General features: G+C 57.7%; 11 protein-coding genes. 1 reads left to right on the plus strand and 10 read right to left on the minus strand.

The features are described 5' to 3' along the window. Nucleotides 1-41: 41 nt before the first annotated feature. Both ACFSKT_RS17640 and ACFSKT_RS17645 read right to left on the minus strand, forming a co-directional pair. A complete protein-coding gene (locus ACFSKT_RS17640; protein WP_377719672.1) occupies nt 42-803 on the minus strand; it encodes a DUF3891 family protein in 762 nt (253 codons plus the stop codon). A gap of 127 nt (nt 804-930) precedes the next feature. Then, the gene (locus ACFSKT_RS17645) at nt 931-1,335 is read right to left on the minus strand and encodes a MarR family winged helix-turn-helix transcriptional regulator (RefSeq protein ID WP_377720610.1); all 405 of its coding nucleotides are present in this window, start codon (nt 1,333-1,335) and stop codon (nt 931-933) included. A gap of 213 nt (nt 1,336-1,548) precedes the next feature. On the opposite strand from ACFSKT_RS17645, the gene ACFSKT_RS17650 reads away from it, so the two are divergent. Then, complete coding sequence (locus ACFSKT_RS17650) at nt 1,549-1,716, plus strand: hypothetical protein (protein ID WP_377719671.1); 168 nt, start codon at nt 1,549-1,551, stop codon at nt 1,714-1,716. A gap of 13 nt (nt 1,717-1,729) precedes the next feature. Here ACFSKT_RS17650 and gyrA read toward each other — a convergent pair whose 3' ends face one another. From gyrA to ACFSKT_RS17690, 8 genes are all read right to left on the minus strand, one after another. Then, nucleotides 1,730-4,171 carry a DNA gyrase subunit A gene (gene gyrA / locus ACFSKT_RS17655; RefSeq protein WP_377719670.1) on the minus strand — a complete coding sequence of 814 codons (2,442 nt, stop codon included), beginning with the start codon at nt 4,169-4,171 and terminating at the stop codon, nt 1,730-1,732. A gap of 38 nt (nt 4,172-4,209) precedes the next feature. Next, nucleotides 4,210-6,186, minus strand: a complete 1,977-nt coding sequence (gene parE, locus ACFSKT_RS17660) for a DNA topoisomerase IV subunit B (RefSeq protein WP_377719669.1) — start codon at nt 6,184-6,186, stop codon at nt 4,210-4,212. A 175-nt stretch (nt 6,187-6,361) separates the two neighbouring features. Then, a complete protein-coding gene (locus tag ACFSKT_RS17665) occupies nt 6,362-7,348 on the minus strand; it encodes an ABC transporter permease (protein WP_377719668.1) in 987 nt (328 codons plus the stop codon). After that, nucleotides 7,341-8,237, minus strand: a complete 897-nt coding sequence (locus ACFSKT_RS17670; RefSeq protein ID WP_377720609.1) for an ABC transporter ATP-binding protein — start codon at nt 8,235-8,237, stop codon at nt 7,341-7,343. The genes ACFSKT_RS17665 and ACFSKT_RS17670 overlap by 8 nt, the downstream gene beginning before the upstream one ends. A gap of 165 nt (nt 8,238-8,402) precedes the next feature. Continuing rightward, a complete protein-coding gene (locus tag ACFSKT_RS17675; RefSeq protein WP_377719667.1) occupies nt 8,403-9,233 on the minus strand; it encodes a GDSL-type esterase/lipase family protein in 831 nt (276 codons plus the stop codon). A gap of 290 nt (nt 9,234-9,523) precedes the next feature. Further along, entirely contained in the window at nt 9,524-10,702 is a 1,179-nt protein-coding gene (purT, locus tag ACFSKT_RS17680; protein ID WP_377719666.1) for a formate-dependent phosphoribosylglycinamide formyltransferase, read from the minus strand. A gap of 110 nt (nt 10,703-10,812) precedes the next feature. Further along, nucleotides 10,813-12,645 (minus strand): ABC transporter ATP-binding protein, encoded by a 1,833-nt coding sequence (locus ACFSKT_RS17685; RefSeq protein WP_377719665.1) that lies wholly within the window; start codon nt 12,643-12,645, stop codon nt 10,813-10,815. Next, the gene (locus ACFSKT_RS17690; RefSeq protein ID WP_377719664.1) at nt 12,642-14,417 is read right to left on the minus strand and encodes an ABC transporter ATP-binding protein; all 1,776 of its coding nucleotides are present in this window, start codon (nt 14,415-14,417) and stop codon (nt 12,642-12,644) included. The genes ACFSKT_RS17685 and ACFSKT_RS17690 overlap by 4 nt, the downstream gene beginning before the upstream one ends. Nucleotides 14,418-14,435: the final 18 nt, after the last annotated feature.

The following is a 14,435-nucleotide window of genomic DNA, read 5'->3' on the forward strand; positions in this document are numbered from 1 at the left end:
CGCACGAACGCCCCTTCCGTGATGGAAGGGGCGTTCGTCGTTCACATCGTCTCGCCGATGATAAAGCGCACGCGATGGCTTCTTAGCTCAGCCTGTTTGTATGCCGACGCAATTCCCTGCTGCTTCGCCGCGCTCTTGCTGACCTCTTTATAGGCGAGGATGGTATCCACCGCTCTGGCGAAGGGCCCTTCGCTTAATGCTACGACGGCATCTCCCCGCCACTGCGCCTTAATCCTTCTCCCTCCGCTGCCGCAAGGCTGCGGATGCGCAAAGCCGCCAGCAAACCACTCGTACTGCCGGATCGGCGTCCCCGGCGGCTCCATGCATAGAAACAGCGACAGTTCATCGCACAAGACCAACGCATTGAAGTGATAGTGAAGCGTTTCCAAATCGAAGCGTAGTTCGGCTTGAATGCTCGCTTGCCGTTTCTTCTCCCGCGAGGCGAACGCACGCGTCTCCGGCGTATCCGCCCTCTCCGCCAGCATCGTATACAGCTGGCTCGACAGCATCGCCGCGTAGGGATTGATCCGCTCCAACTCGTCGAGGCCGTGCTGATAGTGAAGAAACCGGATGTTCGGCGGGAAGTCGCGAAACGAAAACGGCCGACGCGCCGCATCGTTCCAGATTGGATCGATATCCAGCCCAGCCCAGCTGCGGTCATGCTCGTATGCCGCCTGCACCACGTCGGAAATTCGCTCCCCAAGGAGCTCCTCCTGCCACGCTGCCATCAAATCGCCTGATATTTGAGCGTGATCCTGCTGTGCAATCAAGACGTACGACTCTTCTTTCTCGTATACGATCATGTTCCCGCCGCCCTTCTGTTGTGAGGTAGCTCTACGATTATATACACCCTATTCTCGATAATAAAAAAGAAACACGGCCGATTGTTCGGCCTATGTTTCTTCCGCTCTTGCCCCTTTTACGTTTGCTTCAATTCGCCACTTTTCCGAGCAAATACACAAGCAGCTGTTGATTATGAGAGGAGATTTTGTCCAGCGCCTCGGAAATATACGCATCGCGAAGCTCAAGTCCCCTGCGCGCCTCCGCTTCGCCTTTCTCCGTGACCGTCACCCAAACGATCCGGCGGTCGCTGTCATCCCGGCTGCGCGTGACGAGTCCGCCGCGCTCCATCCGGTCCAGCAGCGTCGTGATCGCCGCCGGCGTTGTGGTGAGGTAAGCCAGCAGATCGGATGGTTTCATCGGTTGATGCTGCAGCAGCAGTTCCAGCACGTTCAGCTGCCCCTCCGTGAGCGCCGGGGACAGGCCATCTTCCAGATGCGACTTCCAATCCTTCGATATCTTCATCCACAATCTCGCAAACTCTGAAGAAACGATAGGGTCCACCCGCTTTCGATCCGAATTTCTTCTCTATTCCCATTATACGAGAATCAATTGTCGAATGTAAGATTAACGAGGTTAATATTTTGTGCCCCGGCTCGCTATAATACAGAACCATTTGACACGGTTAGACATAGGTTAGTGATGAGGGTTGCGTGGCTTACTCGAATTTGCCCGAGACTCGATGACCGGAAGGGGAGCGTGACGACAATGGACGACCGCAAAATCGAACTGGTGCGCAGGCTCAAGAATACCGCGATCGCAAAAGACCCACAATGGCTGGAGCGGCTAGACGAACCGGCGCCATTGTGGGTTGTGCTGGACCTTATGCTGCGGCTAATGGAACGCGGCGACGAGTCCCATATGCCATTTGATTAAAACGATCTCATGCTCAGACGCCGCATCGTGGGAACACGGTGTGAATGGCGTCTTTTTTATCGATCTGTACGAGCGCCTTGCCCATTCCCCTGCGATCTTCGATCGGCGCTTTTTCCGTCGAGGCCGTCAGATGGGCGCCGGTTGCGGTCAGCATGACGAGCTCCCGCTCCTCTTTGCAGTGGAAGGCGCCGACGAGGCGATCGCCGTTTGGCTTGACGCGCTTGCCTTCCTTGAACTCGAACGTCGAGACGCCTTTGCCGCCCCGGCCTTGAATCATATAATCCATCAGCAAGGTACGCTTCGCGTAGCCAAGATCGGTCAAGACAAGCACTTCGCCTTCATCGCCCGTGACCAGCTCCGCCGCGACAACCTCGTCTTCTTCCTTCAGCTGCAGGCCGCGCACGCCGCCGGCGACACGTCCCATTGGGTTGACTTCGCTCTCCGGGAATCGGATGCTCATGCCAAGCTTACTGACGAGCAGCAGTTCTTTCTCACCGTCGCTTGGCAGCACCCGGACGATCTCGTCGCCTTCGCTGACCTTCACTGCGGCGATCGCGGTCGAGCGTGAGGATTTGTACTCCTTCAGCTCCGTCCGCTTGACCTGCCCCCGCTTGGAGACGAACACGAGCGAGCGTCCCGCTTCCTCGAAATCCTTGACCGGAATGACGCTTACGATGGCATCATCTTTCGGCATCGGGATGACGTTGACGACGGCCGTCCCCGTATCCTTCCATTTGAACTCCGGAATCTGATGGATCGGCAGCTGATAATACTGGCCTTTGCGCGTGAACAGCAGCACTTGGTCGATCGTGTTGACATCCAGCAGGTGGCGGATGACGTCGCCTTCCTTGACGCCCGCATTGCTAAGCTCGCCGCCCGAACGCGTGAACGACAGCTTCGAGGTCCGCTTAATGTAGCCTTCATGGCTGAGCGTCACGAAGACGTCCTCGGCCGGCACGATAACCTCCAGATTGACCTTCAGCTCTTCGACCTCGCCTTGAATGTCCGACCTCCGGTCGATGCCGAACTTGTCCCGAATCTCGGTCAGTTCGTCCTTAATGACGCCGATCAGCTTCTTCTCGCTGTCGAGAATGCCCCGGAGATAAGCGATCCGCTTCATGATATCCTTATGTTCCTTCTCGAGCGTCGTAATCTCGAGATTCGTCAGACGGTACAGTTGAAGCGTCAGAATCGCATCTGCTTGCCGCTCGGTGAATCCGTATTGGGCAACCAGGTTGTTCTGCGCATCTTGGCGGTTCTTCGACGCCTTGATCGTCGCAATGACGTCGTCCAAAATATTCAGCGCCTTGACGAGCCCTTCCAGCACGTGGGCACGGTCTTCGGCCTTCTCCAGCTCGAACGTCGTACGGAACGTGACGACTTCCTTCTGATGCGCGATATAGGCGTTCAGAATCTCCAGCAGGCCGAGCTGTCTCGGCGCCTTGTTGACGATCGCGACCATGTTGAAATTGTACGTGACCTGAAGATCCGTCTTCTTGAGGAGATAAGCCAGAATACCCTGTGCATCGGCTTCTTTCTTCAGCTCGACGACGATGCGCAGCCCGTTGCGTCCGCTCTCGTCGCGCACCTCGGCGATGCCCTCGACCTTTTTCTCCAGACGGATATTCTCCATCGCCGTCACCAAGCGCGATTTGACGACTTGATACGGGATTTCGGTAATGACGATTTGCTGGCGACCGCCCTTCATATCCTCGATTGCGGTCTTCGACCGAATGTAGATGCGGCCTTTGCCGGTCGTGTACGCGTCGCGAATACCTTCCTCGCCCATGATGAGGCCGCCGGTCGGAAAATCCGGACCGCGCACGATCGACATCAACTGCTCGAGCGTCGTGTTCGGCTGCTGCATGAGCAGAACGCAGGCATCGATGATCTCACGCAGGTTATGGGTCGGGATTTCGGTCGCGAATCCGGACGAGATACCGCTTACCCCGTTGACGAGCAGGTTCGGGTACCGCGAAGGCAGCACGACCGGCTCTTTCGTCGTATTATCGAAATTGTCTTTGAACAGAACCGTACGTTTTTCGATGTCCCGAAGCAGCTCCATCGCGATCGGCGACAGTCTGGCTTCGGTATAACGCATGGCCGCCGCCGGATCGTCGTCCTGGGAGCCCCAGTTGCCGTGACCGTCCACGAGCACATGCGCCATTTTCCACGGCTGCGCCATCCGCACCATTCCCTCGTAGATCGAGGAGTCCCCGTGCGGATGATAATTGCCCATGACGTCGCCGACCGTCTTGGCGGATTTGCGGTATGGTTTATCCGGCGTATTCCCGGCATCGTACATCGCGTACAGAATGCGTCGCTGTACCGGCTTTAATCCGTCGCGCACGTCGGGAATCGCGCGGTCTTGAATGATGTATTTGGAATAGCGTCCGAAGCGGTCGCCCACGACCTCCTCCAGAAACGCCGGCAAAAATTGTTCCAGGTTGCTCATGCCGATTCAAACTCCTACCCCTTATTTGCGGTGCTGTCCTACTCCTCGTACTCGGTAAAATCGACGTTCTCGACGATCCAGCGCTTGCGCGGGTCGACCTTGTCGCCCATCAGCGTGGATACCCGGCGTTCGGCTTTGGCAGCGTCTTCGATCTGCACCTGAAGCAGCGTGCGCGATTCTGGATTCATCGTCGTCTCCCACAGCTGATCGGGATTCATCTCGCCGAGCCCCTTGTACCGCTGCAGCTCGAACTGCTTGCCGAATTCCTTCAAATAATTCTGCAGCTGTTCGTCCGTCCACGCGTAGCGAACCGTCTCCAGCTTGCCCGACTTGCGCGTGATCTTGTACAGCGGCGGCTGGGCGATATAGACCCGGCCCATATCGATAAGCGGCTTCATGTACCGATAGAAGAAGGTCAGCAGCAGCACCTGAATGTGGGCGCCATCCGTGTCGGCATCCGTCATAATAATGATTTTGTTGTAATTGCACGATTCCGAGTCGAACTCCGATCCGACGCCCGCTCCGATCGTGGCGATGATCGCCTTATATTCGTCGTTCTTCAAAATATCGATGAGCTTCGCCTTCTCCGGATTCATCGGCTTGCCCTTGAGCGGCAGAATTGCCTGATGCTTGGAATCGCGTCCTTGTTTGGCCGAGCCGCCCGCGGAATCGCCTTCGACGATGAACAGCTCGTTGCGCGTATAGTCCTTCGACTGCGCCGGCGTCAGCTTGCCGCCGAGATTCGAGCTCTCACTCTTCTTCTTGCCGCTGCGAATCTCGTCGCGCGCCTTACGGGCCGCTTCGCGCGCCCGCGACGCTTGAATCGCCTTCTTCACCAGCTGCTGCGCGATCTGCGGATTCTCTTCCAGGAACACCTGCATTTTGTCCGATACGACCGCATCCACGGCGCTTCTCGCGCTGGCGCTGCCGAGCTGGTCCTTCGTCTGGCCGACGAATTCGACTTCCGCCATCTTGATATTGATGACCGCCATCATGCCTTCGCGCAAATCGTTGCCCTCGAGGTTCTTCTCTTTTTCCTTCAGCATAGCGGTCTTGCGCGCATAGTCGTTCATGACGCGGGTGAACGCCGTCTTAAAACCCGTCTCATGCGTGCCGCCGCCGCGGGTCGGAATCGAGTTGACGAACGAAGCGATCGTCTCCGTGTAGCCGTCGTTGTATTGCATCGCGATCTCGACTTCGATCTCGTCGCGTTCCGCCGCGAAGTGAATGACATCGTGCAGCACCGACTTGTCTTCGTTCAGGAATTGGACGAATTGCCGCGCTCCGCCTTCGTAATGGAACACATCTTCCTTGCCGGCACGCTCGTCCTTCACCGTGACTTTAAGGCCGGAGTTCAAGAACGCGATCTCTTGCAGCCGTTCGGATAACGTCTCGTAATTGATCGTCGTATTGCCGTGGAACACGCGCGCGTCCGGCTTGAACGTGACTTTCGTACCCGTCCGGTTCGTATTGCCCATGACGATCAGGCCGGTCGTCGGCTCGCCGACGTGCTCCTTGCCCGCGTCGTCTACCCAATACTCGAAGCGCTGCTTATGTATCTTGCCGTCCCGGAATATCTCGACTTCCAGCCATTCGGAGAGCGCATTCGTGACCGAAGCGCCGACGCCGTGCAAGCCGCCCGACTTCTTATATCCGCCGCCGCCGAACTTGCCTCCGGCGTGCAGCATCGTGAATACAACCTGCGGCGTAGGGATGCCGGTCTTGTGCATGCCGGTCGGGATCCCCCTGCCATTATCGCGAACCGTGATGGACTGGTCCTTATGGATGACGACGTCGATCGCGGAGCAAAATTTCGCCAAATGCTCGTCGACCGCGTTGTCGACGATCTCCCAGACGAGATGATGCAGCCCCGAGGTGGTTGTACTGCCGATATACATCCCGGGCCGTTTACGGACAGCGGTAAGACCTTCCAGCACCTGAATGTCGCCTTCGTCATAGTTGCGATTGGCCGCAGAAGTCGCCTCCCCCGCAAACGTATTCAACTGCTCTGTCATACACGTCCCCCTTATCTGTTCAAAGCAGACTGGCTGGCTCCGTCCGCCGCGCCGCGCGAGGTACTCCCCCGACGACTTGGCGTTCCCGATCCGCCCGGTCAGCTCTGCCTTAAATGACGACGGCTGCGCCCGGCTCCCGCCTGGCACAGCTGCTCTACCGTCACTTCAAGCTATTTTAATTCAAAATATCCTGTTTCGTAAAGACAAGGAACGAAACGACGATACTTATCGCCGCCCAAACCGCCAATACCGTAAGCGAAAACGGCAGCGACATGCCGGCGATCGGAGGCGGCGAGCCGTTCATGTACATCGTCAAATCGAGGTTCACCGAAAAGAAATATTTGGCGCTGTCCCATGACGATGCCATGTTGCCGAGGATCGTGCCGGTGATGACGGCCGCCATCATCGTGACGATGCTCGCCGCCGTTCCGCGCAACAGCACAGATACCATAAGCGCCAGTAACGCGACCGTCATGGACGAAAACCAGATCAGCCCGCCCTGCATGATCATATATTGCCATTGCGGAATGGCATGCACGTTCGAGCTGTCAACCTGCGCGCCGGACACGTCGAAGCCGGTGAATACCGGCGCGTCCCACCCCGAATAGCCGAAGAAAGCGCCCGAGATCAGATAACAGAGCAAGAAGCTCGTCACGACGATCAACGACACGTAGAGCGTCATGGCCAGCATTTTGCTGAGCAGGATCTTCCATCTTCGGACCGGTCTAGTCAGCAGCATCTTGATCGTCCCCGTCGTTCGCTCGCCCGACACGAGGTCGGAGGCGATCGCAAGCACGAGCAGCGGATAGAACAGCGTGACCGACCCCGACATGAATCCACGCGTGAACGTGATCGCGTCGGGCGTGCTCGGATTGACGTCCCGGTCCAGATAATACTGGAGCTGCTGAACGGCGATCCGGCGGTACCGCTTCCATTCCTCCGGCACGCTATCGCTTGCCAGCGTGCTCTGGTAATCGTTGATTTGATTCATGACTTGGTTGCGCCAATCCTTGAAGTTCTGGGCGTTCGTTTGCGAAATCCGCATTTGGGCATAGGTGAAAATCGGAATAAGAATGATTAAGACGAGAACGACGACGTAGAACCGTTTTTTTCTCCAAATCTTGAGCGTCTCGTTCTGCATGAGCGGCAGCAGCCTATCCAATGCTTTCTCCCTCCGTCATTCGCAAAAATAACTCTTCGAGCGTGGGAGCGACATGCTGCACCGATCGGATGCCGATTCCGCTTTGCACCGCTTTGCCAACGAGCTCCTGGATGCGGTCTGCCGGCATCTGCGCGACGATCGGCTCCTTCATTGGCGCCAAAATCCCCTCTTCGATCTGATGCTCGTCGTCCGCGATCAGGCGGACGCCTTCCTCTGCCAGCAGCCTTCGGCCAGCTTCGGTCGGATCGAATTGCCAGACCACGTAGCTGCCCGCTTGCGCGACGAGCTCGTCCACCGTGCCGACGGCCCTTACCCGCCCATGGCTAATAATAGCGACGCGATCGCACATGAGTTGGATCTCGCTCAACAGATGACTAGAGATGAACAGGCTCATCCCTTGGCCCGCGAGCGACCTAATAAACTCACGAAGCTCCTTGATGCCTTTCGGGTCCAAGCCGTTCGTCGGTTCGTCCAAAATCAACAGCTTCGGCCTGCCGAGCAGCGCTTGGGCGATGCCGAGCCGCTGTCGCATGCCGAGCGAATACGTCTTCACTTTATCGTGAATGCGCTGGTCCAAGCCGACGATCGCGACGACCTCGTCGATCCGGTCTTTGCCGATGCCCGCCTGCATGCGGGCGAAATGCTCGAGGTTCTCCCAGCCGCTCATATAGCTGTATACTTCCGGATTCTCCACGATGCAGCCGACGTGGCGAAGCGCTTCCTCGGGATGCCGGTGCACATTGAAGCCGCCGATTTCGATCTCGCCCGCCGTCGGTTTGATGAGATCGACCAGCATGCGGATCGTCGTCGTCTTGCCGGAACCGTTCGGTCCGAGAAATCCGAAAATTTCGCCTGCGCGCACGTCGAAGGAAACGTCGTGAATAATCATTTTACCGCGAATGCTCTTCTTGATGCCTCTTACGGACAGTACCGTATCCGGCTGGATGTCCCGACGGACTGCCGGCTCGGTTATGGGCCTAAGCGGCGGAGCTTCTGTTACGAAAGTCATAGGCAGCCTCCTGTCACTAATGGGATCGCTATGGCGGTCACCCGGTCAGCGAAGCGATTGCACGATGCGCGACGCAATCTGCTCGTAGCCGAGATGATTCGGATGAAAATGGTCCGACGATAAATAAAGATCGCTCGCGCTCTCGAACAAATCGAACGTCGGCACGACCGTCATATTATCGTATCGATGCAAAATGTCGTATGCCTGCTGATTCCACTGTTGGATGTATGGACTGCCGGCGCGAAGCTCCTCCAATTCGTAGAACGGGTTGAACAGTCCCACGTACACGACGTGCGCGTTCGGGTTAAGCGCGTGAATCTGCTCGATGACCGCTTCGAACCGTTTGAGCCCTTCCGGCATGCCCGCTTTCAGCTTCTCCAGGTCGAACTGTCCCGTCGCTTCGCTCGCCTTCTCGCCGGTTACCGATTGGAACAGGTCGTTGCCGCCGATCGTGAACAAGACGAGGTTCGCCTGCTGGATCGTATACTGATAGCCTTTGTTCGTTCGGAGCAATTCGGCTAATTCATCGGCTCGCAGGCCGTTGACCGCCAAATTATTGTTCAGCCGGACCGGCATGTCCCACTTGTCCTTCAGCATGGCGACCACTTGTTTGACGTACCCCTGACCCTCGTCATCGCCGAACCCTTTCGTCAACGAATCTCCGATCGCGGTAATACGAATTTCGCTGCTTTCGGAGAGCGGCTTCTTGGCCGGAAGCTCGGCTTGCGGCGATTGCATCGGGGTGTGCTCCGGCGTTGGCCAGACCAAATCCTTGACGGCATAGCCGAACCCGGCAACCAGCAGCGCCGTCGACAATAGCGCCGTCAAGCCGAGGACTTTCCACAACGTATCGGAAGACGTTCGCTTATTCCCCATCTCTCTATCCCCCTTTTGCCTTCCCCAAGAAAAAAACGGTCAAAAAAACGAAAGTTATGCCGAAAAAAAGCAGTCTTGTCTTCTAAAATAATGCTTTCACAAAAAATTTGCAAATCGTTCCTGTTCAGGAAAGCCCTTTTATGCATGCTGAGCAGCTTGGTCCGCAATATATTGCGGCCATCCAAGTGAAATGAAAGGGCGAAACGGATCACGGCATCATCGCGAGTCAAGATAAGCGTACTTGGGGCAAAAAAACAGAGCCCCCGAGAGGACTCTGTTCATCAAACCGCTTATTCGTATACGATGCGAAGCGATTCGGCGGCTTGCTTGGCCGTCGCGCGCGCCTGCTCCGTCGTGGCCGCCGTGCTGAGGGCAACGGCCATCCGGCGGCCCGGCTTCGTAACCGGCTTGCCGAATACGCGCACCTGCGTGCTCGGCAGCGCCAACGCTTCCTCCAGACCGCCGATCTGGAACGAGTCGGAATCGCGATCCGCTTTCAGCGTGTGGGAGGCGCCTGGCGTCAACAGCCGTACGTTCGGGATCGGGTAACCGAGAATCGCGCGGGCGTGCAGCGCGAATTCCGAGAGATCCTGCGTCGCCATCGTCACCATGCCGGTGTCATGCGGGCGCGGCGACACTTCGCTGAACAGCACGCCGTCCTGGGTCAGGAACAGCTCTACGCCATAGATGCCGTAGCCGCCCAGCTCGTCCGTGACCGCCTTCGCGATCGCTTCGGCTTGTCCGATCTGCTCCTGCGTCATCTCGTGCGGCTGCCACGATTCGATGTAGTCGCCATCCTTCTGCACATGCCCGATCGGCGCGCAGAACGTCGTACCCGACACCGATCGAACGGTCAGCAGGGTAATTTCGGATTCGAAATAGACGAATCCTTCCACGATGACCCGCTGCTTCTTCGCGCGGCCGCCGTCCATGGCGTACTGCCAGCACGCCTCGACATCCGCTTCCGTCTTGCACACGCTCTGGCCTTTGCCCGAGGAGCTCATGATCGGCTTAATCACGCACGGCGTGCCGAGCGCGGCCACCGCTTCGCGCAGTTCTTCGAGCGAATCCGCGAACCGGTAAGGCGCGGTCGGAAGCGCCAGCGTCTCCGCCGCCAGACGGCGAATGCCTTCGCGGTCCATCGTCAGCAGCGCGGCGCGCGCCGTCGGCACGACGCGGAACCCTTCCTTCTCCAGCTCGACGAGCGCGCTTGTCGCGATCGCTTCGATCTCGGGTACGATCAGGTCCGGTTTCTCGGTCAGAATGAGATCGCGCAGCGCGGCGGCATCCAGCATGTCGATCACGTAATGCCGATGGGCAACCTGCATGGCCGGCGCATTGTCGTAGCGGTCGACGGCGATCGTCTCGACGCCGAGACGCTGCGCTTCAATGACGACTTCCTTGCCGAGTTCGCCGGAGCCGAGCAGCATCATTTTGCGCGCGCGCGTGGAAAGCGGTGATCCGTACATAAAGAAAAGAACCTCCTGGAATGGCGCCCGGACCGAAAGCCGAATTACGGCGTGACGGTCCGGACGGCGTTTTCTTCCATTGTGGAGGTTCCCGCTGTAAAAATCAAGAATTATGCCGACAGAAAACGATATTGCGCTTCGATTAATCCGTTGTATGTGCCGCCATGACGCATCAATTCGTCGTGCGTGCCCTGTTCCACGATTCGGCCATGGTCAAGTACGACGATCCGGTCGGCGCCGCGAATGGTCGACAGCCGGTGCGCAACGATGAACGACGTGCGGCCGGCGAGCAGCTTTTTGAGCGCTTCCTGGATCTTCAGCTCCGTCTCGGTATCGATGCTCGCCGTCGCTTCGTCGAGAATGAGAATGCGCGGATCAGCCAAGAGAGCCCGCGCGAACGACAGCAGCTGCCGCTGTCCCATCGACAGCACGTTGCCCCGCTCCTGCACCTCCGTGTCGTAACCGTCGGGGAGGCTCATGATGAACTCATGCGCGTCCACCGCTTTCGCCGCCTCCACGACTTCCGCGTCCGTCGCGTCCAGGCGGCCGAATCGGATGTTGTCGCGAATGGTGCCGGAGAAAATAAACGTATCCTGCAGCACGACGCCGACTTGCGATCTCAGGCTTTCGATCGTCACGCCGCGAATGTCCGTGCCGTCGATTTTGACGGCGCCTTCCACCGGATCGTAGAATCGCGACAGCAGGTTCATAATCGTGCTTTTGCCCGAACCGGTATGGCCGACGAGCGCGATCGTCTGTCCGGCTTTCACCTCAAGGGATATGCCTTTCAGCGCAGGCCGCCCTTTCTCATACTCGAACACCAGATTCTCGAAGGAGACGTCGCCGCGAATCGTCGCGAGCTTGCGCGCGCCCGGCAGCTCGCCGACGGTCGGCTTCTCATCGATATACTCGAAGATCCGCTCGGAGGACGCCATCGCGATCAGCAGCTGCGCGTACATTTGGCCGAGCCGGTTGATCGGATCCCAGAAGTTGCCGATGTAGTTGGCGAAGCCGACCAAGACGCCGACGGTAATCGCGCCCGTCTGAATCAGATGGGAGCCGTACCAGAACAGAATGAGCGTGCCTACCGCGGAGGTCACCTCGATGACCGGGCCGAACGCTTGGTTGAGCGCGGACGCCTTGTTCCACGCCTGGATGTTGATGCTGTTGATATGATTGAAGAACGCGAAGTTCGCCTTCTCCTGCGTATACGCCTGCGTCACGCGCATCCCTTGGATCGATTCATTCAAGTGGGAATTGATCCGGGACTGCTTCATCCGCACATCCTGCCAAGCGAACCGGATCCGCTTGCGCAGCGACGTGGAGACGATGAACATGAGCGGCACGGTGACCATGATGGCCAGCCCCAGCTTGAAGTTCCACACGAGCAGGATGACGACGATGCCGACTAATTGCACGCAGTCCATCAACAAGTTAACGACGCCGTTGGTGAACAAATCCTGCAGCGAGTTCACGTCGTTGGTCACGCGTACGAGTACGGAGCCCGCCGGCCGCTTGTCGAAGAAGCGGAACGACAGCTTCTGGATATGGCGGAACAAATCCTGGCGAAGGTCGTAAATGACCCGCTGCCCGATAATATTCGTATATTTGATGCGGAGCGTGTTCGCCCCCCACTGGATCACATATAATGCGAGCATGATGCCGGCGTACATATACAGCTTCTGCATGCTCGGCTCGCCGTTCTTCGGCGCGATCGCTTCGTCGATCGCCACGATGATGAGCGCCGGCACCGCAAGCCGGGTAGCCGTACCGAGCACCATCATGACGAGCACGAGCGGCAGCATCTGTTTGGCATACGGTTTCATGTACCGGAACAACCGCGTAATCTGCGACCAGTTAAACGGTTTCTCGATCGCATCGTCGTCCTTGTAAATAAAACGCTCCCGATTGTCCGACCTCGCGGACTCTTCGCGCGAACTCACGGCGCAACCTCCTTCCGGCTGTCCAAACCGGCGTTCCGGTTAGGTCTGTCGGCATATTGAATGTTGTACGTATCTTGATACGGGCCCGGTATCCGGCTAAGCTCCTCGTGTTTGCCGCGCTGCACGATTTCCCCGCCTTGCAGGACAAGAATTTCGTCGGCATGCCGCAGCGACGATATCCGGTGTGCGATGATAAAGGTCGTCCGGCCTGCCATGACTTCCTGGAAACCGGCTTGAATCTCGTGTTCGGTCTCCATGTCGACCGCGCTCGTCGCGTCGTCCAGAATGAGGATGCGCGGATTTTTGATCAGCGCGCGAGCAATCGCGATCCGCTGCTTCTGTCCGCCGGAGAGCCCCATGCCGCGTTCGCCGACAATCGTGTCGTAGCCTTCCGGCAGCTCCATGATGAAGTCATGGGCTTTGGCTAATTTCGCCGCGTGGATAATATCATCCATCGTGACGTCTTTGACGCCGTAGGCGATATTGTCGCGTATCGAGCAGGAGAAGAGGAACGTCTCTTGGAACACGGTCGCGATTTGCGAACGCAAGCTTTCAAGGGCGAGATTGCGGATATCCATCCCATCGATGGAGATCGTCCCTTCCTGCGCGTTGTACGCCCGCATCAGCAGCTGGATGATCGTCGATTTGCCCGAGCCCGTGCCTCCGAGCAAGCCGATAACCGAGCCTGCCGGCGCGTTGATGCTGATGTTGCGCACAGCCGGCGTTTTGTCCGCGTAATGAAACGTCACGTTCTCGAACCGCACATGTCCCTTTAGCTTGTTGTCGCCGAGCACGACCGCCGCCTCCGCATCTTTGACGTGCACGTAGTGGTTGAACAACTCGATGAGCCGCTCGCCGGACGCCTTGGACTGCGTATAGTTGTTGATATGGAAGCCCAATCCCCACATCGGGCCGATAATGTACCAGATCATGCTGAAGAACGCAACCAGCTCGCCGAGGGTTAACGAGCCTTGTATAACCATGCGTCCGCCGAGCACGAGCAGAATGACGACGCACAAGCTGGCCAGCAGCTCCATGATCGGAAAATACCGTCCCCACAAATTCGAAGCGCCGATCTGATTTTGCTTGTACGCTTCGCTGCGGATCGAGAACTTGTCGATTTCGTGCGTTTCGCGCGCGAACGACTTGACGGTGCGCACGCCGGTAATGTTCTCCTGCACGGCCGTCGTCAGGTTGCTCATCGCCTGCCGCATTTCGCGGAAAGCCGGGTGAATCAGCTTCTCGAACCGCAGCGCGGTCAACGCGAGCAGCGGAATCGTAATCATCGTCATGAGCGTCAGCTGCCAGCTGATCGACATCATCATCGCCGCGCCGAAGCCGACCATGAGGAACATGTTCAAAATTTGGGCGAAGCCAAAGCCGATGAAGTTGCGGATCGCCTCGAGATCCGCGGTCAAGCGGGACATAAGATCTCCCGTGCGGGCCGTGTCGTAATATTGAAAAGACAACGTTTGCAGTTTCTCGTAGGACGCGTTACGCAGCCGGAAGGCGACGCGGTTGCCAAGGCGACCGCCGAAGAAACCGTGCAAAAACTGAAGACACCCTTTCAGAAAGACAACCCCTACGACGGTCAGCGACAACGCCGGCACCATATCGAACTGCTGCGGCCTGATCACGTCGTCGATCAAAATGCGGAGCATGTTCGGGTAGACCAACCCGAGCGCGGTCGCGCACATCAAGCACACGATCGAAGCCAGCAAACTTTTGCGCTCTGCCCAGTAATACGGTTTCAATCGCCTAAAAACGTCCAACTTCTCTCCCACTCCCCA

This window comes from Paenibacillus xanthanilyticus, from assembly GCF_042682185.1.
Lineage (GTDB): Bacteria > Bacillota > Bacilli > Paenibacillales > Paenibacillaceae > Paenibacillus_Z > Paenibacillus_Z xanthanilyticus.

Bases quoted from the DNA above. Each gene is read 5' to 3' on its own strand.
- ACFSKT_RS17640 (WP_377719672.1), bottom strand. From the start codon at position 803: ATGATCGTATACGAGAAAGAAGAGTCGTACGTCTTGATTGCACAGCAG.
- ACFSKT_RS17650 (WP_377719671.1), top strand. From the start codon at position 1,549: ATGGACGACCGCAAAATCGAACTGGTGCGCAGGCTCAAGAATACCGCG.
- gyrA (WP_377719670.1), bottom strand. From the start codon at position 4,171: ATGAGCAACCTGGAACAATTTTTGCCGGCGTTTCTGGAGGAGGTCGTG.
- parE (WP_377719669.1), bottom strand. From the start codon at position 6,186: ATGACAGAGCAGTTGAATACGTTTGCGGGGGAGGCGACTTCTGCGGCC.
- ACFSKT_RS17670 (WP_377720609.1), bottom strand. From the start codon at position 8,237: ATGATTATTCACGACGTTTCCTTCGACGTGCGCGCAGGCGAAATTTTC.
- ACFSKT_RS17675 (WP_377719667.1), bottom strand. From the start codon at position 9,233: ATGGGGAATAAGCGAACGTCTTCCGATACGTTGTGGAAAGTCCTCGGC.
- purT (WP_377719666.1), bottom strand. From the start codon at position 10,702: ATGTACGGATCACCGCTTTCCACGCGCGCGCGCAAAATGATGCTGCTC.